The following is a 26,619-nucleotide window of genomic DNA, read 5'->3' on the forward strand; positions in this document are numbered from 1 at the left end:
ATCCGTAGGAAAACCCGATGCCCAACCTCCACTTCGAACTCGTCACCCCGGAAAAGCTGCTCCGTTCGGAGGACGTCCACATGGTCGTCGTCCCCGGCATCGAAGGCGACTTCGCGGTCCTCGAGGGCCACGCACCGTTCATGACCGTCATCCGCCCCGGCGAGATCGCGATCTACAGCTCGGCTACGACGGTCACCGGCCGCATTGCCATCGAAGGCGGCTTCGCCGAAGTGAACGACAAGGGCCTCACGATCCTGGCCGAGGCGGCGACCGAGGTCGCATAACGGCTTCCAAGCCAGCGACTCCCGGCGTAACCCTACCTCACCCTAACCCGTCCATCCCGAGCGAAGTCGAGGGCCCCGTCGAGCGCAGCCAAGACGGCCAACAGAAACCCTCCGCTACGCCCCGGGGAAGCGTGCCTCGACTGCGCTCGGCATAGACGGTTCTTGAGCGGTTCTCCCGGGCCACGGTTATGCTGGGCCGACCCCACTCCCAACCCCGTTCGGTTCGAGCCTGTCGAGAACGCCGCGTAGTTCCCGACAAGCCCGAACCAAACGGAGGTGAGGCGCAGGAGGCCCTCAAACCCCCCGCCCCATCACCAGATCATCATAGACCTGCTCCCCGACCGTAAACGTCCGCCCCCCGATCGGGGCGAACCCCATCCGCCCGTAAAACCCGATCGCCCGCGCATTGCCGCCGTGTACGCCCAGCGTCACCCGCGCCGCCCCCATATCGCGGGCGCCGTCGAGCACCGCCGCCATCAGCGCAGCCCCCGATCCCCGCCCCTGCGCGATCCCCATCAGGTAGATCCGCCGCAACTCCACATCGCCGTCGAGAACACAGTCCGCCGGCAAGGCCGGCGCCGTCAGCACCGCATAGCCCATCACCGCCCCCAGCGGCGCCGTCGCCGCGAACACCCGCGACCCCGCATCCGCTAGCCAGGCGGCATACACCCCCGCCGCATGCCGTGCGGCCACATGCGCCTGCAGGTCCGCCGCCGGGATCATCCAAGCATAGCTTTCCAGGAACGTCGCGCCCCCGACCAGCGCCAGCGCATCCGCATCGCCCGCCCCCGCGGCCCGTATCGTCACGTCCATCCTCATCCTTTCGCCTGCACGGTTAGCGAATTGTAAAACCTCGCCCGCTAACCCTGCCGCCATAGCAGGCACGGCGTGTATGTCCGTGCTCGACGAGGACGATCGGCATGAGTGCATTCGGACGGCGCAGCGGATCGGGCGGCGCAGGCTCACGCCCCGCCTTCGGGGTGGCGCGTCCCATGCAATCCGTCGGCACGCCGATCGACGCCGGCACGCAATTCCCCTCGCTCGACACGCTCCCCGGCGCGGAGCCCGGCAGCGAGATCCCGCTGTCCGACGCGATGACCCGCCTCGCCGATCGTCAGGCGGCGTCGGGCGAGGCCGGGAGCAACAAGCCCGAGGGGTTTGAGGCGTCGGTCCACAAGATCAAGGAACAGGTCCTCCCCCGCCTGCTCGAACGCGTCGACCCGGAGGCCGCCGCGACGCTGACCAAGGACGAGCTTGCCGAAGAATTCCGCCCGATCATCGGCGAGGTGCTGGCCGATCTCAAGATCACGCTCAACCGCCGCGAACAGTTCGCGCTGGAGAAAGTGCTCGTCGACGAACTGCTCGGCCTCGGGCCGCTCGAGGAACTGCTCGCTGATCCGCTTATCACCGACATCATGGTGAACGGCCCGAACCAGGTCTATATCGAAAAGAAGGGCCGGCTCACCATCGCCCCCGTCGTGTTCCGCGACGAGGAACATCTGTTCCAGATCGCGCAGCGCATCGTGTCGAAGGTCGGCCGCCGCGTCGACCAGACCACGCCGCTCGCCGACGCCCGCCTCGCCGACGGCTCGCGCGTCAACGTCATCGTGCCGCCGCTGTCGCTCCGCGGCACCGCCATCTCGATCCGTAAATTCTCCGCCAAGCCGATCACGCTCGACATGATGGCCAGCGGCGGATCGATGTCGACCAAGATGGCCACCGCGCTCAAGATCGCGGGCGCATCGCGGTTCAACATCATCATCTCGGGCGGCACCGGCTCGGGCAAGACGACGATGCTGAACGCGCTGTCCAAGATGATCGACCCCGGCGAACGCGTCATCACGATCGAGGACGCCGCCGAACTCCGGCTGCAGCAGCCGCACTGGCTCCCGCTCGAAACCCGCCCGCCGAACCTGGAGGGCAAGGGCGCGATCACGATCCGCGACCTCGTCGTCAACGCGCTCCGCATGCGGCCCGACCGCATCATCCTGGGCGAAATCCGCGGGCCGGAATGTTTCGACATGCTGGCCGCCATGAACACCGGCCATGACGGCTCGATGTGCACGCTCCACAGCAACAGCCCGCGCGAGGCGCTCGCCCGCATGGAGAACATGGTGCTGATGTCCGACATCAAGGTGCCCAAGGAAGCGATCAGCCGCCAGATCGCCGATTCGGTCGACCTCATCATCCAGGTGAAGCGCCTCCGCGACGGCTCGCGCCGCATCACCAACATCACCGAGGTCATCGGCATGGAAGGCCCGGTCATCGTCACGCAGGAACTGTTCAAGTTCGAATTCATGGACGAAGGCAGCGACGGCATGATCCAGGGCGAATACCGCGCCATGGGCCTCCGCCCCTACACGCTCGACAAGGCCCGCCAGTTCGGCTTCGACCAGCCATATCTCGAGAGTTGCCTGTAAAGTACCGGCTCTTCAGCCGTCGCCCCGGACTTGATCCGGGGCCCCGCTAACCTTCACGCGCGGCGCCGAGAAGCGGGATCCCGGATCAAGTCCGGGATGACGACCAGTTCCACCTACCCCCTCAACCCCACCCCCAGACACATCGCCGCCACGAACAGCGCAGCCACCGTCACACCGCTCCACGGCATCCAGCCGACCCCCGCGACATGCCGCCGCCGCTGCCGCACCCGTTCCATCACGCCCGCCGCCACCGCGACCAGTACGGCCGCCCCCGCCGCCCATAGAAGCAAGTCTTGCAACCCCGTCTCCCCGCCGCAATAGTCGCGCCCTAAGAAGAACTAGAACCGGAGAGCCGTCTTGCGCCACCATTTCCTCTGCCTCGCCGCCGCCACCGCGCTCGTCGCCCCCGCGGCGCTCCCGGCGCAGGCGCCCTCCGCCGCGATCAAGGCCGCCGTCGCCGCCCCCACCCGAAGCCCCGCCAACCTCGCGCGCGACCGCTACCGCCACCCGGCGCAGACGCTCGCCTTCTTCGGCGTGAAACCGACCGACACGATCGTCGAATTCTCACCCGCCGGTGGCTGGTACACCGAAATCCTGGGGCCCCTCGTCAACGGCAAGGGTCGCTACATCGCGCTCGTCGGCTCCGCCAAGGGCGCCGACTCCGCCACCAAGATGCTCACCGCCAAACGCGCTGCGGTCGGCCCGGCCGCCACGGTGGCGACGATGGACGCCGCCGCCGGCACCTCCACCGTCCCCGCCAACAGCGCCGACGTCGTGCTCACCTTCCGCAACATCCACAACCTGACGATGGGCGGCGGGGCCAACGCCGCGGGTGCGTTCAAGGCCTGGTTCGCCATGCTCAAGCCCGGCGGCACGCTCGGCATCGTCGAACATCGCCTGCCCGCCGCCCGCCCCGCCACCGACGAGAAGACCAGCGGCTACCTGAAGCGCACCACCGTCGTGGCCCTCGCCCAGGCCGCCGGCTTCCGCCTGGCCGGCGAAAGCGAGGTCAACGCGAACCCGAAGGACAAGGCCGACTATCCAAAGGGCGTCTGGACCCTGCCACCCAACTATGCCGAGGGTGACACCGACCGCGCGAAATATGCCGCGATCGCTGAAAGCGACCGCATGACGCTCAAATTCGTCAAGCCCCGCCGCTGATCCGCGCCGCCCGTCGCCGGCCCGGACGCCCCACGCTTCCGGGCGCGTCCGGGCCGGCGACAGGCTTGCTCCCCTCGCGCCGGACCGCTATCGCCCGGCCTTTCCCCTCCCCGATCAGGAACATGACATGGCCGAGAACGAAGGCATGACCGACGCCGACACCCCAATGTTCGCCGGGGACGACACCGCGCCGCAGGTCGGCGTGATCGCGCAATATGTGAAGGACTTCTCGTTCGAGAACCCGAACGCGCCGATGATCTACCAGCAGCAGGCCCAGCCGCGGATCGACGTACAGTTCAACATCGGCTCCAACACCGTCGGCGAAGACATCTACGAGGTCATCCTCAAGATCGAGGCCAAGGCATCGGTCGAGGACCAGACCGCGTTCGCGATCGAGCTGAGCTATGCCGGCCTGTTCGGCATCCGCAACGTCCCCGACGACCAGATGCAGCCCTTCCTGCTCGCCGAGGCCCCGCGCCTCCTCTTCCCCTTCGCGCGCCGCATCGTCGCCGACGCCACCCGCGACGGCAACTTCCCCCCGCTGATGCTCGAGCCGATCGACTTCGCGGCGCTCTACCTCTCGCAGCAGCAGGGCGCCACCGACGGCCAGGGCCAGCCCATCGGCCACGCCTGAGGGTTTGCGGGCGCCTAACGCGCTGCCCGCGAACCAAAGCAAGCCCCCTCTCCTTCAGGGGAGGGGGTTGGGGGTGGGGGTGGGGGCAACAGCCCCGCACCCTTGACGTCACGACGATGACGAGGTCAGCCCCACCCCAACCCAGTGTCAGGTCGGTCAGGCCCCCGGCCTGACCTGAACCGCAAAGCGGTTCACCTGACACTCCTGAAGGGGAGGTGCTAAGGAGAAGAAGCCCGTCATCCCGGACCTGATCCGGGATCCCGCTTCTCCCCCGCCCCGGTGTCATCGCACATGAGCCACGCGCGGCCCTGCGAACCGGTTGACCGAGCGCGGCAACCAATCGAGACACGCTGCCGACCACCTCGCAGCGCGACACACCGCCCCACCGCCCGGAAATGAGGAACCCCGCATGAGCCTCGTCCGCAACACCGCGACCATCGGCGGCTTCACGCTGATCAGCCGGATCCTCGGCCTCGTGCGCGATGTGCTGATGGCAAGGTTCGTCGGTGCGGGCTTCGCGTCGGATGCGTTCCTCGTCGCGTGGCGGCTCCCCAACCTGTTCCGCGCGCTGTTTGCGGAGGGCGCGTTCGCCTCCGCCTTCGTCCCCATGTTCAACCGCACCATCGCGGAAGCAGAACGGGGTGCAGAGGGCGAAACGAACGGCCAGGACGGCCTTCCCGCCGGCCGCCGCTTTGCCGAGGACGTGCTGTCCGTCCTGTTCCCGTTCCTCGCGGTGTTCACCACGCTCGTCATGCTCGTCCCCGGCCCCGTCGTCTGGGCGATCACCTTCGGGTTTCGCGAAAGCGGCGGCGCGGAGAAGCTCGCGCTCGCCACCGAGCTCACGCGCATCACCTTTCCCTACCTCATGCTCATCTCGCTCGTGTCGCTGCTCGGCGGCATCCTCAATTCGCTCGGCCGCTTCTGGGTCAATGCCGCCGCGCCCGTCCTGCTCAACCTCTGCATGATCGCCGGGCTCATCTTCTTCCGCGGCGCGACCGGCATCGACACCGCACGGACGCAGGCGATCGCCGTCAACGTCTCCGGCGTGGCACAACTCGCCTGGCTCATCTGGTCCTGCCGCCGCGCCGGCATCGTGCTCCGCCTCAAGCGTCCGCAGCTCACCCCCCAGGTCCGCAAGCTCCTCGTCATCATCTGGCCCGCCGCGATCGGCGCCGGCGCGGTCCAGTTCAACCTCATGATCTCGACGATGCTTGCCTCCGGCTTCCTCGGCGAAGGCGCGGTCTCCTACCTTTACTACGCCGACCGCCTGAACCAGCTCCCGCTCGGCCTGATCGGCATCGGCGTCGGCACCGCCATCCTCCCCGCGCTCTCGCGCCAGATCGGCTCGGGCAACGACGGCGCCGCCGTCCACACCCAGAACCGCGCGATTGAGCTCTCGCTGCTCCTGACGCTCCCCGCCACCGTCGCGCTCATGCTGTCCGCCACCCCGCTCGTCCGCGGCCTGTTCCAGGGGCTGCGCTTCACCGCGGAGGCGACCGAAGGCTGCGCGGCCGCGCTCACCGCCTTCTCGTTCGGCCTGCCCGCCTACATCCTCATCAAGGTCCTCACCCCCGGCTTCTACGCCCGGTCGGACACGCGCACCCCCGTGCGGATCGCGATGATCGCGATGGTCGCCAACCTCGCGCTCAACCTCGGCTTCGTGTTCCTGACGCCGCTCGGCTATGTCGGCTTGGCCTTCTCGACCGCCGCCGCCGCGTGGCTGAACGTCGCGATGCTCTACATCACGCTCCGCCGCCGCAATCACTTCGCGGTCGACGCGCAGCTCGCCCGTCGCACCGTGCGCCTCGGCGCCGCCAGCGTCGCGATGGGCGCCGTCCTGCTCCTCCTCAACCCGCTGATCGACCCCTACACCGCCGGCCCCATCCCAATCCGCGCCGCCGCCCTCACTGCCCTCATCGCCGCCGGCACGCTCACCTACGCCGCCGCCGCCTTCCTCTTCCGCGCTTTCTCGCTCGCGGAGCTGAAGGGATTGCGGAAACGGGGTTGATCGCGCCATTCCACCGGTCGAGCCGAGCGCGAACGTCTGGACTTCGCCATCGCAAGTCGCCGGAAATAAGCAAGCGGGCTCGCCAATTCCCTAGCAGGACACGATAAGAATAACGTCACAAAACTATGTCAGCTATCGTCATATTCGATGGGCCACGCCACATAGGAAATCGTCATGATCATTTTGACTGCTTTGGCCCTTGCTGCGACAAGCGTCCCGCAGGACATGGTGCCGAAGTCTCCCGCAGAGGCCATCGCGATCGCCAACGCGCATCCGGAACGCGGCACGACCGGCGTATTCGCCATGAACGTCGCCGCGGCGGAACGTCGACCCAACGCCCTCTATCTCAACTCGACCTCGGACTATCGGTCGCCCGATAACGTGACATTCCACCTGACGCCCGCCGCTGCCAAAAGCCTGGAGAAGCGCCTTGGTGCCAAACCGGAAACGATGCTGATCGGAAAGCGCGTCACGGTTCGCGGCCAGATCCGGAACGTCCCGATCGCGAACACCGTCAGCGGCCGTCCGCACAGCATGAACCGCTACCAGCACTCGGTCCTGGTGCGCGAGGCAAGCCAGGTCACCGTCCAGTAGGTCAGTTGCGGAGTGCGGTGGGGTAACACCGCCCGCACGCCGATCTTCGATCGATTGCTATCGAACCCGCGGCTGATCCGCCGGTCCACCACAGATGCGTCGGGACATGGCGCACCTCGACGCACCAGGGCAGCCATCCGATCGACAGGGCGGTTCTAGACGCTGCCCCCCCCCCCCCCGCTCTCGGCGCCGCCAGTGTCGCGATGGGCGCTGCGCTGCTCCTCCTCAACCCGTTGATCGATCCCTATACTGTCGGCCCCATCCCGATCCGCGCCGCCGCCCTTACCGTCCTTATCGCCGCCGGCACGCTCACCTACGCCGCCGCCGCCTTCCTCTTCCGCGCCTTCTCGCTCGCGGAGCTGAAGCGATTGCGAAAGTAGCTGCTGCCATGAATTGGCAGGACTTGGTACCAGATCCTAAGGCGCGGGCTTTCCCTCGCTCGCGGGTGGCGGGGTGTCGGAGAGATCGAGCACGGTCATGTCCGCCGCCCCCCAGCGCCGCCGAATGCGGCTGTTGATCGGCACTCGGTAGGTTCCGCGATAGGTGTAGCGCTCCAGACGATTGGCATTCGCTCCAGCCGTGTCTGTGCTGCTCGCGGCATAGCGGCGGGCGGCAATCTTGGCGACGATATCGCGCGTCAGGGATGTTGGCAGCGTGCCTCGCAACACGGCAATCTGGTCCGTCTTGCCATCTGGCCTGACCCGAAAACCAACATCGACCCACTCAATACCCGAGGGAATGTCGTCGCCGGGCGTTCGGGTCAGGAACCGCCGTGCCGTTTCCTTTGCGTGATCCGCTGCCGACTCGGACAGGGCGGGCGCCTGGACGAGCACCGGTTCTCCGTCTGCCGCCGGCGCGATGCCGTTCACCAGGCTATCGACGTTGCCACCATTCCCGCGTTTCATGCCAAGCCTTGCGCGGGCGACTTGCACGCCGGTTCGGATGGCGGGCTCATTCGCCTGCGGATCCTGCTCGACCGCGGCTAGCAACGTCTCGGCCTGTTCCATGCGGCCTGTCGCTGTCATCAACGACACGCGCCGCAGCGATGCCGCCAGTGCCGCGACACCCTGCCCCTGTTCCCGGGCCTCCTTCTCGGCTGCGGCGTAGCTGGTCTCCGCCGAGCGGGCACGCTTCAGCTTGACCCACATGTCACCTACCTGGATGGTCGCGTAGACGACGGAGGGATCGGTCCGCGGAAGGTTGCGACGGAGCACCCCCACCTGGCGTGATGTCGCACGCTGGAACTGCTCGGTGTCTCCCTCGTGAAACGCAACGGTTCCGTAGGCATTGTACAGCGCTGCCAGCGATCGGGGGAACGTCTTCTCGAACTTCCGGTTTCGCGCGACCGACTTTGCCAGCATCTCCTTGGCCAATACATACTTGCCCTCACGTAATCGCTGCTCTGCAACCGCGATCATCACCTGGGCATCCTGGACCGGCGTACATTGGCGATTCAGGCACTTGGCATAAGTCTCGTTCAAAAGCTTGGCGGTAACCAAGATATCGGCCTGTGGCTCCACACCTGTCGTCAAACCCGGGACCAGTTGCAAGATCAACAATGCGATCATCGGTCTCTCCCTGCCGACAACTGTATCGGGAATCCGGTTCAACACCAACATCTTCGGCCGCTGGGCCGATTATACTTCGACGCGGGCATTTTGTGAAAGCCCATTTCAACACTGTTGCGCACAGATGCCGACAGGGGACAGATCACGTCTGACGAACGGATGCCCCGAAGGACCAGAATTCTGCATTCGAACGTCGCTATCTAGTCGCTATCTAGAGGTCAGCCACCATTTGCGACGTGACCGGAGTCGCAGCCGAGCGTCCCCCGCCCCCCAACCCCACGCTTGACGCCGCCCCCGCCCTCGGCGAAGGCCCGCCGCATGGCCATGCGTATCGTCTCGGGCATCCAGCCCACCGGAAACCTCCACCTCGGCAACTATCTGGGGGCGATCCGCAACTGGGTGCGGATGCAGGACGAGATGCCGGCGGACGGCGAATGCCTGTTCTTCCTGGCCGATCTCCACGCGATCACCGTGCACAACGATCCGGCCATGCTCGCCGCCAACATCCGCGAGATGGCCGCCACGATCATCGCCTGCGGCATCGACCCCGCGCGCGCGATCCTGTTCCGCCAGCGCCATGTCCCCGCCCATGCCGAGCTGTCCTGGCTGCTCAACGGCACCGCGCGGATCGGCTGGCTGAACCGCATGACGCAGTTCAAGGAAAAGTCCGGCAAGAACCGCGAGGGCGCCTCGGTCGGGCTGTTCGCCTACCCCGTGCTCCAGGCCGCCGATGTCCTGCTGTACCAGGCGACGCACGTCCCCGTCGGCGACGACCAGAAACAGCATCTCGAACTGGCGCGCGACATCGCGACGAAGTTCAACGCCGACACCGGCACCGACCTGTTCACGCTGCCCGACCCGATCATCCCGCCCGCCGCCGCGCGCATCATGTCGTTGCGCGACGGGACCGCAAAGATGTCGAAGTCCGACCCGTCCGACGCCAGCCGCATCGCGCTGACCGACGATGCCGACACGATCGCCGCAAAGATCCGCAAGGCAAAGTCCGACGCCGACGCGCTCCCCGCGACCGCCGCCGAACTCGCCGACCGGCCCGAGGCGCGCAACCTCGTCGGCATCTACGCCGCGCTCGCCGGCGTCACCCCCGACCAGGTCCTTGCTACCCACGCCGGCCAGGGCTTCGGCAGCTTCAAGCCCGCGCTCGCCGATCTCGCCGTCGAAACGCTGTCGCCGATCCGCGACCGCCTGCTCACCTTCCGCGCCGACCCCGCCGAACTCGACCGCCTCCTCGCCGACGGCGCAGCCCGCGCCCGCACGCTGGCCGCCCCGACCCTAGCCGCCGCGTACAGCGCACTGGGCCTTTAAAAAGCAACGAAACCGTCCATCCCGAACGAAGTCGAGGGACCCCGTCGCGCGCAGCCGAGACGGCCAACCGCTGCTCCAACCTGCCAGGCGTGTCGCGGCCCTCATCGCGGCCGATCTGCAGGCAAAGTTGATTCGTCCGCTGGGAAACGCGAAACGACCCCCCATATCGTTGAAAGTAGATGCAAACCCCGGCCCAGCGCCGGGTTTGCGCCCCGAACCGCGTCCCCCACGGGCGCACATCAAGCCTAGGCAACGAATCCGCGGATCGGATCGTTCAATCCCCGTTCAGGCAAAACGCCCTATATTGCGGGCCAACTGCCTAGAAGTCCGCCCGCCAGAAGGTCACACCCATGTCGCTTCGCCGCACCGTCCTTACCCTCGCCGCCCCGCTCTCGCTGCTCGCGCTCAGTGCCTGCGCCACGCCGTTCGCGGCGGACGTCTCGCGCTACCAGCGGATGCCCGCCCCGGCCGGGCAGAGCTTCTACGTCCAGGCGCTCGACCCCAACAAGCGCGGCGGTCTCGAATTCGCGCAATATGCCGGCTACGTGACGCAGGAACTCGGCCGGCAGGGGTATCGCCCGGCCGCCAGCCCGGCGGCTGCGACGCTCGTCGTCTCGCTCGACTACGGCGTCGACAACGGCAATGAGAAGGTCGTGTCCACCCCCGGTTTCGGCGGTGGCTTCGGCGGTGGCGGGTTCGGTTATGGCGGCCTCGGCTATGGCGGCTTCGGCCGGTTCGGCTACGGCCGCTACGGCTTTGGTTCGCCTTTCTTCTATGGCTATGGCGATCCGTTCTTCGGCGGCGGCTTCAACAACGTCCAGAGCTACACCTACTTCACCAGCTTCCTCGACATGCAGATCAGCCGCACCGCCGATGGAGAGCGTCTGTTCGAGGGCAAGGCCCGCGCCCGTTCGCGCACTGACAGCCTGCCCGCGATCGTCCCGAACCTTGTCGAAGCGATGTTCACCGCCTTCCCCGGCCGCTCGGGCGAGGAAGTCCGCATCACCATCCCCGAGGACAACCGCCCGGCCACCATCCGCGACCGCAACCGCAACCGCCGCTAAGGCCCAAGCGCAGCGCGACAGACAAAGCCCCGACCGCAAGGCCGGGGCTTTTCTGTATGCGCGCGAAAGCGGCGGGACCAGAACGGCTGTCATCCCGGCGAAGGCCGTGATCGACTTTCGCTAAAGAACGATCCGCAACAACGCCCCAAATCCCAGCCTTGCCCTGGCATGGCCGCCTCGACACGGGCCCGGTCACCGGCCATGACGGCAAGGGGCAATCAAGGGGGACTAATCGATGCAAACGGCGATATTGGCGATGCTCGCGGCGCTCCCGTCACCCGTCAATCTCTCGGTCGCTGTCGCGCAGCCCATCGATCCCGCCGCCTGGGTACAGACCGCCGACTATCCCCCGATCGCCGTCCAGCAGGCGCAGGAAGGCGCCGCGCTGGTACGGCTGCACATCACCGGGGAAGGCCGCGTCGACGACTGCGCGGTCGTTGAATCGAGCGGATCGCCGCTGCTCGATCTCACCACCTGCACGCTGGTCCGCCACCGTGCACGGTATCGCCCCGCGGCCGATAGCAAGGGCCGCCCGGTCGCAACCACCGACAGGCGCCGCATCGCGTGGAAGCTGCCGCAGGACGGGACGCCCGGCGCCGACTGGGTGCCGCGCGCGATGTCGGTTGCGGTGAAGATCGACGTCGACATGGACGACAAGGGTGCCGTCGCCGCCTGCCGATCCACCAAGACTAAGTCGAATGCTGCCGAACTCGTCGCCATCCTCGACGAGATGGGAAAGAACCTCTGCGCTGAGATCGGCGGCAACGAAGACGGCAATCCGATGCGGGACACTCGAGGCAAGGCCGTGCCGTCACGCCTCACCTTTGTCATCAGCGCGGACCTGCGTCAGCGTTGAACGACCGCTCGTGGCTTGATCGGATCATCCCGCCTGGCCCGCTGACACCTGACACATCCGGTCAACCATCGTTCTCCGTCGCCCACCCGTCCAGTCCGAGCGCCGTCAAGCAGAGCCAAGGCGCCCACATCATATCGAAACCGATCGGAACGCAGTCCGCAGCGGTCCAGGACCCAGATCGGTCCACTCTCGACGCCGGCCAATCCCGACGCCGGCCCCCCGGTCTCAGCCCTCCAGCTGCCGGATCAGCAGCCGCACGTCGGCATCAAGTTCCGCATCCTGCGCGCGCAGCTTCTCGATCTGCTTGACCGCGTGGATCACCGTCGTGTGATCGCGCCCGCCGAACCGCCGGCCGATCTCGGGCAGCGAGCGCGGCGTCAGCTGCTTCGACAGGTACATCGCCACCTGCCGCGGCCGCGCCACTTCACGCGCGCGCCGCGCACTCGACATCTCGGTCTGACGGATGCGGTAATGGTCCGACACGCGACGCTGGATCTCCTCGATGGTGATCCGCCGCTGGTTGGCGCGCAGCAGGTCGGCCAGCGTCTCCTGCGCGAAATCCATGTCGATCGTCCGGCCGAGCAATGTCGCATAGGCGACCACGCGGTTCAGCGCGCCTTCCAGCTCGCGGACGTTCGCGCTGATCCGCTTGGCCAGGAACATCGCGACGTCGGCCGGCACGGTGGCACCGGTCATGCCCTCCAGCTTCTTGTCGATGATGTTCAGCCGCAGCTCGAAATCGGCCGGGTTCACGTCGGCGACCAGGCCCCAGCCCAGCCGCGACAGGATCCGGCTCTCGATCCCTTCCAGGTCCTGCGGGCTACGATCCGCGGTGATGATCAACCGGCGCCCGGCCGAGATGATCTCGTTCATCGTGTGGAAGAATTCTTCCTGCGTCGAATCCTTGCCGGCGATGAACTGCACGTCGTCGATCATCAGCAGGTCGGCCGACCGCAGCCGCGCCTTGAACGTCAGCGTGTCCTTCGCGCGCATCGCGGACACGAATTCGAACATGAACTTTTCGGCGGACATGTAGATCACGCGCGCGTCCGGATGCCGCGCCAGATAATCCTGGCCGATCGCGTGCATCAGGTGGGTCTTGCCCAGCCCCGTGCCGCCATGCAGGAACAGCGGGTTGAACGTCACCGGCCCACCCAGCGCCAGCGTCCGCGCCGCGTTGTACGCCACCTCGTTGGCCTTCCCGACCACGAAGCTGTCGAACGTGTAGCGCGCCTCCAGCGGCGTCCCGATCATCGCCAGCGGGGCTGCCGCTTCGACAACCGCAACGGGTACCGTCGGCTCGATCGCGGACGGGGTGTCCGCGCCGAAGCTCGCCAGCCGGACTGATTCGCTGCGCGCCGCGACGCGCACTTCGGTCACGTGCGGCAGGACCGCGCGCCAGCTCGCGCGCAGCTGGTCGGCGAAATGCGTCGCGACCCAGCTCGCCATGAAATCGGATGGTGCGGCCAGCGTCACAACGCCGCTGTCGTCGTCGAACCCGTCCAGCCCCAGCGGCTTCAGCCAGCCGTCGAACGTGCGCGCACCCAACGACCGGCGAAGCATATCGCGGACGGCGATCCATGCGGCCTCGACCGGGGACATCCCGGCGGCAACATCGTCGATCGCCTCCATTGCAACTGCCACGCCCGTCTCCCCCTCGTCCGCGCCCACCCCGATGGCGGCGACGTGACCGCCTCGGTCGATCCGCATGCCCGAACGGGCATAGCTGCGCCGCCCTCGAAAGAGGTCGCACGCTCCCGATCCGGCAACCATGAGAGGTCGCCGACCGGAGTCCGGATCACCAAGACTGTTTGCCGCCGACGGGGAGAGTCGCCCCGCGGCAGAGCCCTTTCTAGGGACAGCGACGGACCGCGATCAATCCCGCTTATTGTCATTGAACGGAAATAAACCGATTGACAGCCAAAGCCCGCGGAAATGCGTTCCGATCTGTGCAGGTCTTTGTTCTGGAACGACTATTTTCCGGTCGTTGCCATAACGTTCCAAACGAATCAACGCCCGACCCACGCAAATCCGCGGTTTCTATGGACGCAAAAAAACCCGGCGACCTGTCGGTCACCGGGCATTTTTCTTTAGTCTGAAGCCACCAGAATGGTGGCGGTCGACCGGCGGTTCAGGCCAGAGCGGCGACGCGCTTGGTCAGGCGCGAAATCTTGCGCGACACGGTGTTCTTGTGCAGCACGCCCTTCGACACGCCACGCATCATTTCCGGCTGAGCCGCCAGCAGCGCGGTCGCGGCCGCATCCTTGTCGCCCGTCGCCAGCGCCAGTTCGACCTTCTTCACGAACGTCCGGATCCGGCTCACGCGTGCGCCGTTGATTTCGGCGCGACGCTCGTTGCGACGGATACGCTTCTTGGCTTGTGGCGTGTTCGCCATAGAAATCAGTCCTCGACAGGCAAAAGGTTTAAGCGGCGCAGGCGCAGGCCCGCTCCGGGAAGGCGCGTTCCCTACTGCGATTCCATGACAGGGTCAACCGCGGCCCCCCTTTTCGGCGCCGCTATTACCGCTGGCATTTCCGGCACCAGAAGGTCGATCGCCCGCCCTCCGCACGGCGTTCCACCACGCCGCCGCACGGGCACGCCTCGCCGGTCCGGCCATAGACCCGGAACTGCGTGCTGAAATAGCCCAGATTGCCGTCCGGCTGCGCATAGTCGCGCAACGTCGATCCGCCCGCGTCGATCGCCGACAGCAGCACCGCACGCACCGCATCGATCAGCCGCCCCAACCGCCGCGGCCCGATGGCACCCCCCGCACTCGACGGCGCGATCCCCGCCATGTTCAGCGCCTCGCACACATAGATATTGCCCAGCCCCGCCACGATCCGCTGATCGAGCAGCAGCGCCTTGATCGGCCCCGCCCGCCCGGCGAGCTTCGCGCTCAGATACGCGCGGTTGAACTCCGCCCCCAACGGCTCCGGCCCCAGCGCCGCGAACGCCGGAAACGCCTCCACCGCGTCGGTCCGCACCAGGTCGATCGACCCGAACCGTCGCGCATCGTTCAGCGCCAGCCGCCGCCCTGCGTCCGTCTCCAGCACCAGATGGTCATGCTTCCCCACCTCGCCCGGATCGATCCGCCAGCGCCCCGACATGCCCAGATGGAAGATCATCGTATCGCCGCGGTCCGTCGCGACCAGCCCGTACTTCGCGCGCCGCCCCAGCCCCGTCACCACCGCCCCCGTCATCCGCTGCCGCAGATCGACCGGGATCGCCCGCCGGATATCCGCCCGCCGCGGCTCCACCAGTGTCAGCCGCGCTCCTTCAAGCACAGGGCGCAGACCCCGCACGGTCGTCTCGACTTCTGGCAATTCAGGCATGCGCGGGAGATATGGTCGCGGCCCCCAACACACAACTCCAGCACCGTTCGGTTCGAGCCTGTCGAGAACCCGCCCCACCCCAAACCCAAACCCGTTCGGTTCGAGCCTGTCGAGAACTTAGCGCAGCCTTCTCGACAGGCTCGAACCGAACGGAGTGGTGCTCACCTCACCCCCCAGCATGAAAATGATCATGGATCGCCCGCGCCATCGCCGCGGACACCCCCGGCGCCCGCTGCAGATCCTCCAGCGCCGCTCCGCGCACCGCCTTCGCCGTCCCGAAATGCATCAGGAGCGCCTTCTTCCGCGCCGGGCCGATCCCCGGGACGTCGTCCAGCGGGTTCGCGGTGAACGCCTTCGCCCGCTTCGCCCGGTGCGCGCCGATCGCGAACCGATGCGCCTCATCCCGCAACCGTTGCAGGAAGAACAGCACCGGCGAATTGAGCGGCAACATCGACTCGCGCCCGCCCGGCATGTGGAAATGCTCGCGCCCCGCGTTCCGGTCCGGCCCCTTGCTGATCCCGACGACGGGCACGTCCTGCACCCCCATCTCCTCCAGCACCGCGCAGACCGCGGACAGCTGCCCCTTGCCGCCGTCGATCAGCAGCAGGTCCGGCCACTCGCCGCTCGTCCGCTCGGGGTCCTCCTTCTCCAGCCGCGCAAAACGGCGCTCCAGCACCTCGCGCATCATCGCGAAATCGTCGCCCGCCGCGGTCTCCGGCCGCTTGATGTTGAACTTGCGGTAGGCACCTTTCCGGAACCCCTCCGGCCCCGCGACGATCATCGCGCCGACCATGTTGGTGCCCATGATGTGGCTGTTGTCGTACACCTCGATGCGCCCCGGCGGCGCCTCCAGCTCGAACAGGTCCGCCACCTCGGACAGCAATTTCCCCTGCGTCGTCGACTCGGCCAGCCGCCGGTCGAGCGCCTCGATCGCGTTGCGGCTCGCCTGCGCGACCAGCTTCACCTGGTCGCCGCGCTGCGGCTGCTTCAGCTGCACCTTGCGCTCCGCCTTCTCGGTCAGCGCCGCCTCGATCAGCACCGCTTCCGGCAACACGCGGTCGAGCAGCACCAGCTTCGGCGGCGGCACTTCCTCGTAAAATTGCATCAGGAACCCGGCCAGCACCTCGTCCTCCGGTACCTCTGCGGTATGCGCGGGAAAGAAGCTGCGATGCCCCCAATTCTGCCCGCCGCGGATGAAGAACGCCTGGATTCCCATCACGCCCGACCGGTTGGCCAGCGCGAAGACATCCGCATCGCCAATCCCCTCCGCGTTGATCGCCTGCGTCCCCTGGATGAACGTCAGCGCACGCAACCGATCGCGCAGGATCGTCGCCAGCTCGTAATCCATCGCCTCCGCGGCGACCGACATCTGCTCGCCCAGCTTCTTCTGCACCTGGGTCGACTTGCCGCCCAGAAACGCCTTCGCGTCGCTCACCAGCTCGGCATAGTCTTCCTTCGCGATCCGATCGACGCACGGCGCAGAGCAACGCTTGATCTGGTGCAGCAGGCACGGCCGCGACCGGTTGGCGAAGAAACTGTCGGTGCAGGACCTGAGCAGGAACAGCTTCTGCAACGCGTTCAGCGTGCGCGTGACGGACCCCGCACTGGCGAACGGCCCATAATATTGCCCCACCGCACGCCGCGCCCCGCGATGCTTCTGCACCCGCGGAAACGCATGATCCTCGCGCAGCAGGATGAACGGGAAACTCTTATCGTCGCGCAGCAAGACATTGTACGGCGGCCGGTACCGCTTGATCAGCTGCGCCTCCAGCAGCAGCGCCTCCGACTCCGTGTTGGTCGTCACGATCGTCATCGACCGCGTCTGCGCCACCATTCGCGCGATGCGTTTCGGCAGGCGCGACACCTGCACGTAATTGCCGACGCGGTTCTTCAGCGCCTTCGCCTTGCCGACATACAGCACGTCGCCCTTGGCGTCCTGCATCCGGTACACGCCGGGGCGCAGCGGCAGCGTCGACAACACGTTCCGGATCGCCGCCACCCCCGCCTCGATATCGGGCGCATCGCTCCCCCGGACGGTAAAGGCGGATTTCTCCTCGTTGAAACGGTCGGTGCTGGTCGTATCGCTCACCCCCGCGATCTAGTGACCCCGGAACGAAACGGGAAGCCCCGGGGAGAAGTGCGGGTCAGGAACAGGTCGGGGTAAGGCAACGAGCTGATCGAGAACCCAAGCAAGCCCCTCTCCTTCAGGGGAGGGGTTAAGAAGAACCCCAAACCAAGCCTAACCCCACAACCGATCAGAAACCCCCTCCAGATACCCCGCCGCCCGCTTCGCCGCCCCAGGATCGTACAAAGCCTGCAACCGCCCCACATCCAGCCGCCGCGCCTCGGCGACAACCTCCCGCCACCGCGCATTCGACCCCGGCCAGTTCGGCAACGCCACCGCCGCGCCCACATCGCCCAACCGCTCCGACTTGCGCAGCTGCTCGTCGAAATAGCGCCACTCCGGCGCGCACAGATAAGGCCGCCCCACCCGCGCGATCTCGTGCACCGTGTTATCTCCGGCCGACGCGATCACCACGTCCGCCGCCGCCAGGTGATCGGTCACGTCCGGCACCCAGCCCAGCTCGCGCAGATTGCCGAAATCGGTCTCGTGCCCCTCGCGGTGCACCGGCCCCAGCACCAGCCACAGCGTATCGGGCAATGCGCGCGCCGCCATCGTCAGCGGCGCATAGGGCGTCCCCGCCCCGCCCCCGCCGGTCAGCACCACGATGATGTCCTGTGTCGGGTCCAGCCCCAGCTTCGCCCGCGCCGCCGCCTTGTCCAACACCGGCGCCAGCGTCGTACACAGCCCACCCGTGTAGCAGGTCCGCGCCCGCGCCCAGGCCGGATAATCGTCCTGCTCGATCGCCGCGTCATAGGGCGCCAACATCCCGACACACGCCTGATACGCCCCCAGATGCCCCGGATCCATCCGGTCGCCATGCATCCGGACCGTCACCGCCGGGACGCTCGCGATCCGCGCAAGCAACCCCAGCTCCGCCGACACGTCGATCACGAACAAGGTCGGGTCCGCATCGTCCAGATGGTCGATGATTGTCCGCATCGTCCGCCGCGTCTTCTCGACCCCCAGCGGAACGCAGTGCATCACGTCCGGCGTCGCCTCCGCGAACAGCTCCGTCGTCGGCACCGGCGCCCCGATCATGTCGGGCAGTTCCACGATCTCGATCGGCCGGTCATACCCGTCGAACAGCGAAGGCTTCGCCGTCATCACCGTCACCCGCCGCGCCGGGCTCATCTCCGAAATGATCGCCCGCGCCCGGTTCGCATGCCCGCGCCCCTGATGGTGAATGAAGAAACTGATCGGCCGCTCGGTCAAGTCGTTGCGCTCCCCTGTGTCCCTCCACCTAACGCATCGCCGGGCCGGGGCGCCAGCGACATCCAAAGCCACTCCTGCACCCCCGTTCGGTTCGAGCCTGTCGAGAACACCCCAACCCCAAACCCAAACGCCGTTCAGTTCGAGCCTGTCGAGAACCCCGCGCAAAGTTCTCGACAGGCTCGAACCAAACGGGGTGGGGACGGAAGTGCATGCAGCAACAACAACCAAACCCCTTGCTCCACACCCCCGCGCCATGCTTCCAGCTTGGCGATGACCACACGCAGCCTCTTCGCCACGCGCTTTTACGAAGGCGCCCTCGCCGACGACGCCCTCCTCGAGGACCTCGACCACAGCTGCCGCACGCTGGCGCAGGACGACCGCGCCGGGCGCGCCTGGTGCAAGGCGAAGGGCTATCCCGGCTACACCAGCTACGCCTCGCTCGACGATCTGCCGATGCGCGACCCCGCCTTCGCCGACCTGAAGCGCAAGCTCGACGCTCACGTCCAGCGCTTCGCCACCGAATCATTCATGGATCTCGGCGGGCGAAAGCTGAAACTCGACAGCCTCTGGGTCAACGTCCTGAAACCCGCCGGCATGCACAGCGGCCACCTCCATCCGGGCAGCGTCGTGTCCGGCACGGTCTACATCGCCGTCCCGCCCGGCGCCGGCCCGCTCAAGCTGGAGGACCCCCGCCTTCCCATGATGATGGCCGCCCCGCAACGCACCGACGCCGCCCCCGGAGACAGCCAGACCTTCGTCTACGCCCACCCCGCCCCCGGCAGCATCTTCCTCTGGGAAAGCTGGCTCCGCCACGAAGTGGCCCCCGGCACCGCCAAGTCCGAACGGATCAGCGTGAGCTTCAACTACCGGCGTTGATGCTCAACCTCAGAACAGTTCCCCGGCGAAGGCCGGGGCCTAGGTGAAACGCTTCCACCAAGGCCCCGGCCTTCGCCGGGGAACAGAACCTAATTACAAAACACCGTCCATCCCGAGCGAAGTCGAGGGACCCTTCGAGCGAAGCCGAGAAGCCAACAGCTTCCCGCGAGATGCCTCCGGGGACTTACCAAGTCCTCGCAGGGATCAGACTAAATTCAGAGGCGGAAATGCTACATAAATCCGTTCGGTTCGAGCCTGTCGAGAACCCTGCGCGGAGTTCTCGACAGGCTCGAACCAAACGGACCTGAGTTGGGGAAGTCGCGGAAACCAGCCCGCAGCCCCACAAATCCTACTGAAAATTGTCCGAATAAGCCTGCAGCTTCAGCTTCCGTGGCTGCATCGGAATGATCGTCGTCTCCAACCCGTTCCGCGCCGCATAAGCCTGAGCCGCCTCCAGCGTCGGAAAGGTCAAACTGATCTGCCCATTGGTATCGCCCGACCCGGCCCAGCCGGTCAACGGATCCGGCACCTTGCGCTCGGCCGGCTCATGTTCCAGCACCCACTGCCCGGTCCGCGCCAGGCCCGAAGACATGGCGCTCTTCGCCCGCTGATAGATCCGCGCCTTGCCCATGGTCCGTCCATTCGCCTCTTAGTCCCGAAAGCCATGCCCCGCCCGACGTTTCCCCGTCAAGGCCGCAGGCGAGTCGGCAAAACAGGTTAGCCTTCTCCCACCCCGTTCAGTTCGAGCCTGTCGAGAACTCCGCGCAACCCCGACCACAAACCCACCCTCACCGCCGCGCATCCGCCCGCTTCGTCCGCAAAGTCGGATCCGCCCCAGCCGGATCCTCCGGCCACGGATGCCGCGGATACCGCCCGCGCATCTCGCGCGCCACCGCGACCCAGCTTCCCGCCCAGAACCCCGGCAGGTCCCGCGTGGTCTGGATCGGCCGCCCCGCCGGCGACGTCAGCCGCAGCACCAGCGGCACCCCCGCCGCCACCGGATGCACCGCCAGCCCGTACAAGGCCTGCACCCGCACCGTCACCGCCGGGCCACCGTCCGCGCCATAGTCGATCGCATGAGAACTCCCCGCCGGCGACCGGAACGCCGCCGGCGCCACCCGGTCCAGCAACTGCGTCCCCGCCCACCCCAGCATCGCCGACAAGGCCTGCTCCACCGTACCCGCGGCCAACGCATCCAAGCGCCGCTTGCCCATGAGCAACCCCGGCAACCACTCGTCCAACGACACAAGCAACGCCGCATCATCGACCGCGGGCAACTCCAACGCCCCGCCCGCACGCGCATACGCCACCCGCGCCTGCAACGCCCGCGCGCCCTCGCTCCACGGCAGCAGGTCCAGCCCATGCGCCCGCACCCCCTCCAGCAACGCCGCCGCCACCGCCTCCGGATCGCGCGCCTCGTCCGGCCCGGACGTCAGCCGGATCGCCCCCAGCCGCCGCTCGCGCAACGCCGCCACGCCGCCCGTCGCCGGATCGAACGTCACCGTCCGGCGCGTCTCGATCCGCTCGCCGAACAGCGTCTCCACCATCTCCCGATCGATCGCTGCCGCGGACAGGATGCGCGCCCCCGCCGCAACCCCCTGCACCTCGCCCACCGCCAGCCACTCCGCCTGCGCCAACGGAGACATCGGATCCAGCCGAAACCCCCGCCCGCCGACCGAAGCCCACTCCGCCCCATCCGCCCCCCGCCGCCGCGCGACGCGGTCCGGAAACGCCAAGGCGAGACACGCGCCGACAACGTCCGCGGCGTCGTCCGAATTGCCAGCACCCCGAGCCCCACCAACCGCCCCGGCCCACCGCCGCGCCAACCCGCGCGCCGCCTCCGCCCGACCACCCCGCTCCCCGCGCCAGCGCCGCACCCGCGCCGCCACATCGACATCCGCGCCGCCAAGCCCCCGCTCGCCGAGCAACACCGCCACCTCCGCCGCCACGGGAGCCCACCCGCGCCCAGCCGCCACCACCAGCATATGCGCCAGCCGCGGCGGCAGCGGCAGCTTCGCGATCGCGCGCCCATGATCCGTCGCCCGCCCGTCCGCACCGACCGCGCCCAGCCCGCGCAGCCGTCCGCGCGCCTCCGCCACCGCAGCCACCGGCGGCGCATCCAGCCAGCGCAACCGCGCCGGCTCCAGCTCGCCCCACAACGCGCAATCGAGCACCAAAGCGGACAAATCCGCCTCCAAAATCTCCGGCGGATCGAACCGCGGCAGCCCGCCCGTCGCCGCCGTCTCCCACAACCGGTACGCCACGCCCGGCCCCTGCCGCGCCGCACGCCCCGCGCGCTGCGTCGCCGCCGCCTGGCTCACCCGCTCGGTCGACAGCCGCGTCATCCCCGCCGCCCGGTCGTAGCGCGGCCGGCGCGCGAGCCCGCTGTCCACCACGATCCGGATCCCGTCGAGCGTCAGGCTCGTTTCGGCAATCGCCGTCGCCAGCACCACCTTGCGCACCCCCGCCGCCGCCGGGCCGATCGCCGCCCGCTGCTCCCCCGCATCCAGCGTCCCGTGCAGCTTGTAGACAACCACGTCCGCCGGCAGCCGCACCAGCCGCTCCGCCGTCCGCTCGATCTCCGCCACCCCCGGCAGGAACGCCAGCACGCCGCCCTCGCTCTCGGCCAGCGCATCGCGGATCACCCCCGCCACCGCATCCTCGACGCGCAACGCCGCATCCCGCCCGACATGGCGCAGCGTCAACGGCCAGTTCCGCCCCGCACTCTCGATCACCGGCGCGTCGCCCATCATCGCGGAAAACCGCGCCCCGTCCAGCGTCGCCGACATCGCCACCAGCCGCAGGTCCGGCCGCAGCGCCCCCTGCACGTCCAGCGCCAGCGCCAGCCCGAAATCGCTGTCCAGATTGCGCTCGTGCACCTCGTCGAACAGCACGGCCGACACCCCCGCCAGCTCCGGATCGGCCAGGATCCGGTTGCGAAAGATCCCCTCGGTCAGCACCGTCACCCGCGTGGCGGCGGACCGCTTGCTGTCCATCCGCGTCGCGTAACCGATCGTCTGCCCCACCGGCTCACCCGCCAGCATCGCCATCCGCTCCGCCGCCGCCCGCGCAGCCAGCCGCCGCGGGGACAGCAGCAGGATCTCACCCCCGCACCAGTCCTCGCCCAGCAACGCCGGCGCCACCGCGGTCGTCTTGCCCGCCCCCGGCGGCGCCACCAGCACCAGCGAAGGCCCCGCTCGCAACGCGGACAGGATATCGGGCAGCACGGCATGGATCGGCAGGTCACTCATCCCCCGACCATAGCCACCACGCGCCCGCGCCGCCAATTGCACCGGCCCCGCCCGCTGCGTATCTCGCGGTCATGACCCACCGCATCGTCACCCCCGACACCCCGACCGACGCAGACCGCGACGCGATCCTCGCTCCCCTGCGCGCCTACAACGCCGCGCACGCGCCAGCCACGCAGCACCTTCCGGTCGCTCTCGTCGTCACGGACGAGCAGGGCGAGACCATCGGCGGCCTCTGGGGCAAGACCGGCTACGACTGGCTGTTCGTCGAATATCTCGTCGTCCCCGACGCACTCCGCGGCCAGGGCGTGGGCACGGAACTGATGCAACAGGCCGAAGCGATCGCCCGCGACCGCGGCTGCATCGGCGTCTGGCTCGACACGTTCGATTTCCAGGCGCGCGGTTTCTACGAGAAGCTCGGCTACACCGTCTTCGGCACGATCGCCGACCATCCGATCGGCGGCGCGCGCCACTTCCTCATGAAGCGGCTAAGCGATTGATCCGACCGCAAGACAGCCATCGCCGCCGCCCCGCCGACCTGCTATAGCTGACAGCGTGACCAGTACAGCCATCCCGCACAGCTTTCCCATCGGCATCGATCCCGCCGACATCGATTTCATGGGGCATGTCAACAATGCCAGTTACCTGAAATGGGTGCAGGCTGCCGTGATCAGCCACTGGCAACGCCTCGCCCCCGCCGATGCCGTCGCCAGTCACCTCTGGGTCGCGCTGAAGCACGAGATCACCTACCGCAAACCCGCCTTCCTCGATGACGAGGTGATCGCCACCGTCCTCCTCGAAAAGGTCCAGGGCGCGCGCGCCTTCTACGAAACGATCATCCGCCGCGGCGAGGATGTGCTGGCCGAGGTCCGCTCCAGCTGGTGCTGCCTCGACGCAGAAACGCTCCGCCCCGCGCGCCTGACCGACAGCGTTATCGAACATTTCTACCCGCCACGCGACTGATCGCGCGGCGCGGGGATGTCGCGATGCCCGGCCCCGACCGCCTGCCGTCGAACGGCTCGCGGTCGCTGGAGGCAGAATCACCCCAACGCTTCTTCAGGCTCAATGCTGCGCAGCACCCCGTCCAAGCAATCGTTCGAACTCGAACTAGCCGGCTGGACGATATCTTTGGTCTCCTCCATCCGCACCCCGCCCGGCGGGTGCAACGCCTGCGTCGCCGCGCCGAGCACCGCCATCCGCGCACGGATGCTGGCCGACAGGAACGGCGACGCATTCGCCAGGAAGCGTCGCGGTGTCGTGCCCAGGAACGCATTCGCATCGCGCAGATAATGCGACATGTCGAAATAGCTCGGGTCCAGCCGTCGACTGTCGGCGATGTCCCCGCTTGCGAACAGCCGGACGAACGACCGCAGGAACCGCGCCCGGCGCAGCAGCAGCTTCGGCGGCATCCCAAAATAGCTCCGTGACAAGCGGCGCAGCTGCGCCTCGGGGACCGCCATCTCCCGGGCGATCTGCGCGACGTCAATCTCGCGGTCCGTCGTCGCCAGCGCGGTCAGCCGCGTGATCAGCGGCATATGCCCGCCCTTCGCCCCGTTCGGCATAGGCCGCAGCAGCGTCGGCAACTGCGCATCAAGCAACGGCTTCACCCCGCGATCGTCCGGCAACGCCGCGATCTGCCGGGCCAGCGCCTCCACCGCCGTGGGGTTCAGCACCGTATCGGCGGGCACGATCCGGTTATGCACGCGGATCGCGGGCGTCTCCGTCATCCGCGCCCATCCGGTCGCGCTGATCCCGATCCCCACCATCGTCCCGCCGCGCGTCGTAACGTGCAGCGCGCGCGTTGTCGGGCCGATCAGGGCGATCTTGGGTAGTGGATCGAACAGGTGGTTGCCGATCTTCGCGGTCACCCGCCCCGCCTCGACGAAGATGCACAGCATCACCGGTGCCGGTAGGAAGCAGTCGGACAGCGCGTCCTGACTGTCGGCATGATAGACTGTGTAGCCGGTGATGCAGTCCGCCAGCGTCTCCGCCGGGCGATCATACCGCATCGCCATTCCCGCTGGCATTGCAAACGCCGCGTCGGCGACCCCCGCCGCCGCGGTCCCTCCCAATACCCGCATAATCTGAAGCCGACCCCTGCTCGCCTCTCAAGAAAACTGATAACTGACTTAAATGTATGCCGCCAGCATCGTCATGCCGCGGATTGTGTCATTTTTGACATAGAACGACACAAAAACGCTTGAAATCAGTGCGGTTCTTGCGCCCGCTCGGGTCCGCTGCCTGCCGTAGTTCCCCAGTGCAGGCCGAGGCCTGGGTGAAACGGCCGCGTCCAGACCCTGGCCTCCGCCGGCGAACGTAAGAGGGATGCTCTTAGTAAGCCCGCGAAATGGCGAACTCGACAGCCTCGACCAGCGCCGCCCGCGCCGGACCGCTCCCGATGCCCGACAGCGCATCGATCGCCCGCTGCCCATAATGCCGCGCCCGCGCCACCGTGTCGGCAATCGCGTTCGTGTCGTGCAGCAACGTCGTGGCGTGCGACAGGTCCGCATCGGACACCCGCCGTCCCTCCATCGCATCGCGNTCCTACCTCCCCTAACCTCTCGGTTCTGGGTGATCACATAAGCGATCCAGGATTGCCTCAGCGCCTCATCCCGTTTCCGGTGAAGCGCCGCTGACAAGAAAGCTTCTAGGCGGACCAACGACGGGGGTCAATATCAAATTGCAGTTTTGTGGCAGAAGGGAGTGGAACCGGCTCAGAATGCCGGTTTGCGGGGGCTGTGGAGGTGGTTGACGGGCTGGGGGTTGGAGACGTGAGAGGCGAATCACGCTCTGGTGTGAGTCGCACTGCGCCTTCGCGGTCAGTTCCCCGGCCAAGGCCGGGGACTAGACGTAACCGCCCCGCCTAGGCCCCGGCCTGCGCCGGGGAACCGATGGGGACTGCTGGCTTCGGGCGCGCATGATGCAACAACGTGCGGCTCGTGGATCTGCCGCTCATCACCGCTGCTATCGGTCCTTCCGCGACGGTCCACACTGGACGAAACACTCAAGTCTGGACCCGGCATCCGCCGGGGTATTGCAACGGTGGGAGGCAGTGACGCCCCTCAATAAGCCCGCGAAATCGCGAACTCGACCGCTTCCACCAGCGCCGCCCGCGCCGGCCCACTTCCGATGCCCGACAGCGCGTCGATCGCCCGCTGCCCATAATGCCGCGCCCGCGCCACCGTGTCGGCAATCGCGTTCGTGTCGTGCAGCAACGTCGTGGCGTGCGACAGGTCCGCATCGGACACCCGCCGTCCCTCCATCGCATCGCGCCAGAACTTGCGGTCCTCGGGCGTGCCACGCGCAAATGCCAGGATCACCGGCAACGTCACCTTCCCGTCGCGGAAGTCGTCGCCCGTGTCCTTGCCCATCACCGCCGCGTCCGACGCATAGTCCATCGCATCGTCGACCAGCTGGAACGCGATCCCCAGATACCGCCCGTAATTATCGAGCGCCGCCTCGACCCCCGCATCGCGCTCCGCCACCACCGCCGCGATCCGGCAGGCGGCCGCGAACAACGCCGCGGTCTTGGCATCGATGATCTTCAGATACTGCGCCTCGGCCGTCTCGACCCGGCGCTGCGCCGACAACTGCTCGACCTCGCCCTCCGCGATCACCGCTGACGCATGGCTCAGGATCTTGAGCACCCGCAAGCTGCCGTCCTCGACCATCAGCTCGAAGCCACGGCTCAGCAGGAAGTCCCCCACCAGCACGCTCGGCCCGTTGCCCCAGATCATGTTCGCGGTCCGCTTCCCCCGCCGCTGGCCCGACCCGTCAACCACATCGTCGTGCAGCAGCGTCGCGGTGTGGATGAACTCCACCGCCGCCGCCAGCATGTGATGCCGCGTGCCGGGATATTCGAGCAGCCGCGCACACGCCAGGGTCAGCATCGGCCGCATCCGCTTGCCCCCGCC

Annotated in this window: 25 protein-coding genes and 1 pseudogene; 13 read left to right on the plus strand and 13 right to left on the minus strand. The window is 67.6% G+C overall.

Annotated features, from left to right (window positions below):
* Window positions 1-17 precede the first annotated feature (17 nt).
* Window positions 18-284, plus strand: coding sequence for an ATP synthase F1 subunit epsilon (locus tag IEX50_RS15890; protein WP_157177707.1), 267 nt, complete (start codon window positions 18-20; stop codon window positions 282-284).
* Between the two features lie 294 nt (window positions 285-578).
* Here IEX50_RS15890 and IEX50_RS15895 read toward each other — a convergent pair whose 3' ends face one another.
* Window positions 579-1,091, minus strand: coding sequence for a GNAT family N-acetyltransferase (locus tag IEX50_RS15895; protein WP_229674111.1), 513 nt, complete (start codon window positions 1,089-1,091; stop codon window positions 579-581).
* A 113-nt stretch (window positions 1,092-1,204) separates the two neighbouring features.
* Between IEX50_RS15895 and IEX50_RS15900 the strand changes: the two genes are divergently transcribed.
* Window positions 1,205-2,704, plus strand: a complete 1,500-nt coding sequence (locus tag IEX50_RS15900) for a TadA family conjugal transfer-associated ATPase (protein ID WP_157177705.1) — start codon at window positions 1,205-1,207, stop codon at window positions 2,702-2,704.
* Between the two features lie 113 nt (window positions 2,705-2,817).
* On the opposite strand, the gene IEX50_RS15905 is transcribed toward IEX50_RS15900, so the two are convergent.
* On the minus strand, window positions 2,818-3,003 hold the full coding sequence (locus IEX50_RS15905; protein ID WP_157177704.1) for a hypothetical protein: 186 nt from the start codon (window positions 3,001-3,003) through the stop codon (window positions 2,818-2,820).
* Between the two features lie 58 nt (window positions 3,004-3,061).
* Between IEX50_RS15905 and IEX50_RS15910 the strand changes: the two genes are divergently transcribed.
* From IEX50_RS15910 to IEX50_RS15930, 5 genes are all read left to right on the plus strand, one after another.
* Window positions 3,062-3,865 carry a class I SAM-dependent methyltransferase gene (locus tag IEX50_RS15910; protein WP_157177703.1) on the plus strand — a complete coding sequence of 268 codons (804 nt, stop codon included), beginning with the start codon at window positions 3,062-3,064 and terminating at the stop codon, window positions 3,863-3,865.
* Window positions 3,866-3,992: 127 nt separating this feature from the next.
* The gene (gene secB / locus IEX50_RS15915) at window positions 3,993-4,499 is read left to right on the plus strand and encodes a protein-export chaperone SecB (RefSeq protein WP_157177702.1); all 507 of its coding nucleotides are present in this window, start codon (window positions 3,993-3,995) and stop codon (window positions 4,497-4,499) included.
* 409 nt (window positions 4,500-4,908) lie between these two features.
* Complete coding sequence (gene murJ / locus IEX50_RS15920) at window positions 4,909-6,507, plus strand: murein biosynthesis integral membrane protein MurJ (protein WP_157177701.1); 1,599 nt, start codon at window positions 4,909-4,911, stop codon at window positions 6,505-6,507.
* A gap of 174 nt (window positions 6,508-6,681) precedes the next feature.
* Window positions 6,682-7,101 carry a hypothetical protein gene (locus tag IEX50_RS15925; protein WP_157177700.1) on the plus strand — a complete coding sequence of 140 codons (420 nt, stop codon included), beginning with the start codon at window positions 6,682-6,684 and terminating at the stop codon, window positions 7,099-7,101.
* 203 nt (window positions 7,102-7,304) lie between these two features.
* The gene (locus tag IEX50_RS15930) at window positions 7,305-7,481 is read left to right on the plus strand and encodes a hypothetical protein (RefSeq protein ID WP_157177699.1); all 177 of its coding nucleotides are present in this window, start codon (window positions 7,305-7,307) and stop codon (window positions 7,479-7,481) included.
* 36 nt (window positions 7,482-7,517) lie between these two features.
* Here IEX50_RS15930 and IEX50_RS15935 read toward each other — a convergent pair whose 3' ends face one another.
* Window positions 7,518-8,669, minus strand: coding sequence for a tetratricopeptide repeat protein (locus tag IEX50_RS15935; protein ID WP_157177698.1), 1,152 nt, complete (start codon window positions 8,667-8,669; stop codon window positions 7,518-7,520).
* A gap of 324 nt (window positions 8,670-8,993) precedes the next feature.
* Between IEX50_RS15935 and trpS the strand changes: the two genes are divergently transcribed.
* From trpS to IEX50_RS15950, 3 genes are all read left to right on the plus strand, one after another.
* Window positions 8,994-9,992 (plus strand): tryptophan--tRNA ligase, encoded by a 999-nt coding sequence (gene trpS, locus IEX50_RS15940; protein ID WP_157177792.1) that lies wholly within the window; start codon window positions 8,994-8,996, stop codon window positions 9,990-9,992.
* A 350-nt stretch (window positions 9,993-10,342) separates the two neighbouring features.
* A complete protein-coding gene (locus tag IEX50_RS15945; RefSeq protein ID WP_157177697.1) occupies window positions 10,343-11,056 on the plus strand; it encodes a DUF4136 domain-containing protein in 714 nt (237 codons plus the stop codon).
* Window positions 11,057-11,312: 256 nt separating this feature from the next.
* Entirely contained in the window at window positions 11,313-11,912 is a 600-nt protein-coding gene (locus IEX50_RS15950; protein ID WP_229674112.1) for an energy transducer TonB, read from the plus strand.
* A gap of 225 nt (window positions 11,913-12,137) precedes the next feature.
* Here the strand turns inward: IEX50_RS15950 and dnaA are convergent, their stop codons facing one another.
* From dnaA to IEX50_RS15975, 5 genes are all read right to left on the minus strand, one after another.
* Window positions 12,138-13,544: a chromosomal replication initiator protein DnaA gene (gene dnaA, locus IEX50_RS15955; RefSeq protein ID WP_157177791.1), complete on the minus strand. Its 1,407-nt coding sequence runs from the start codon at window positions 13,542-13,544 to the stop codon at window positions 12,138-12,140.
* Window positions 13,545-14,043: 499 nt separating this feature from the next.
* Window positions 14,044-14,307: a 30S ribosomal protein S20 gene (gene rpsT / locus IEX50_RS15960; protein WP_157177695.1), complete on the minus strand. Its 264-nt coding sequence runs from the start codon at window positions 14,305-14,307 to the stop codon at window positions 14,044-14,046.
* Window positions 14,308-14,431: 124 nt separating this feature from the next.
* Window positions 14,432-15,244, minus strand: coding sequence for a bifunctional DNA-formamidopyrimidine glycosylase/DNA-(apurinic or apyrimidinic site) lyase (mutM, locus tag IEX50_RS15965; RefSeq protein ID WP_157177694.1), 813 nt, complete (start codon window positions 15,242-15,244; stop codon window positions 14,432-14,434).
* Between the two features lie 166 nt (window positions 15,245-15,410).
* Window positions 15,411-17,333 (minus strand): excinuclease ABC subunit UvrC, encoded by a 1,923-nt coding sequence (uvrC, locus tag IEX50_RS15970; protein ID WP_157177693.1) that lies wholly within the window; start codon window positions 17,331-17,333, stop codon window positions 15,411-15,413.
* A gap of 150 nt (window positions 17,334-17,483) precedes the next feature.
* Window positions 17,484-18,581, minus strand: coding sequence for a glycosyl transferase (locus IEX50_RS15975; RefSeq protein WP_157177692.1), 1,098 nt, complete (start codon window positions 18,579-18,581; stop codon window positions 17,484-17,486).
* A gap of 270 nt (window positions 18,582-18,851) precedes the next feature.
* On the opposite strand from IEX50_RS15975, the gene IEX50_RS15980 reads away from it, so the two are divergent.
* Window positions 18,852-19,457, plus strand: a complete 606-nt coding sequence (locus IEX50_RS15980) for a TIGR02466 family protein (RefSeq protein WP_157177691.1) — start codon at window positions 18,852-18,854, stop codon at window positions 19,455-19,457.
* Between the two features lie 349 nt (window positions 19,458-19,806).
* Here IEX50_RS15980 and IEX50_RS15985 read toward each other — a convergent pair whose 3' ends face one another.
* Together IEX50_RS15985 and hrpB are read right to left on the minus strand one after the other, a co-directional pair.
* A complete protein-coding gene (locus tag IEX50_RS15985; protein WP_157177690.1) occupies window positions 19,807-20,088 on the minus strand; it encodes an ETC complex I subunit in 282 nt (93 codons plus the stop codon).
* A 157-nt stretch (window positions 20,089-20,245) separates the two neighbouring features.
* Window positions 20,246-22,708: an ATP-dependent helicase HrpB gene (gene hrpB, locus IEX50_RS15990; protein WP_157177689.1), complete on the minus strand. Its 2,463-nt coding sequence runs from the start codon at window positions 22,706-22,708 to the stop codon at window positions 20,246-20,248.
* Between the two features lie 71 nt (window positions 22,709-22,779).
* Between hrpB and IEX50_RS15995 the strand changes: the two genes are divergently transcribed.
* Entirely contained in the window at window positions 22,780-23,205 is a 426-nt protein-coding gene (locus IEX50_RS15995) for a GNAT family N-acetyltransferase (protein WP_157177688.1), read from the plus strand.
* A gap of 55 nt (window positions 23,206-23,260) precedes the next feature.
* Window positions 23,261-23,668 (plus strand): acyl-CoA thioesterase, encoded by a 408-nt coding sequence (locus IEX50_RS16000; protein WP_157177687.1) that lies wholly within the window; start codon window positions 23,261-23,263, stop codon window positions 23,666-23,668.
* A gap of 77 nt (window positions 23,669-23,745) precedes the next feature.
* Here IEX50_RS16000 and IEX50_RS16005 read toward each other — a convergent pair whose 3' ends face one another.
* From IEX50_RS16005 to IEX50_RS16015, 3 genes and pseudogenes are all read right to left on the minus strand, one after another.
* Complete coding sequence (locus IEX50_RS16005) at window positions 23,746-24,714, minus strand: hypothetical protein (protein WP_184075330.1); 969 nt, start codon at window positions 24,712-24,714, stop codon at window positions 23,746-23,748.
* Window positions 24,715-25,036: 322 nt separating this feature from the next.
* Window positions 25,037-25,240, minus strand: a pseudogene (locus IEX50_RS16010) (polyprenyl synthetase family protein); the annotation flags it as partial.
* A 527-nt stretch (window positions 25,241-25,767) separates the two neighbouring features.
* Window positions 25,768-26,619 (minus strand): polyprenyl synthetase family protein (locus tag IEX50_RS16015; RefSeq protein WP_188699509.1); only part of this gene is annotated, 852 nt, incomplete at its 5' end.

The sequence above is a fragment of the Sphingomonas prati genome (assembly GCF_014643515.1).
Lineage (GTDB): Bacteria > Pseudomonadota > Alphaproteobacteria > Sphingomonadales > Sphingomonadaceae > Sphingomonas_R > Sphingomonas_R prati.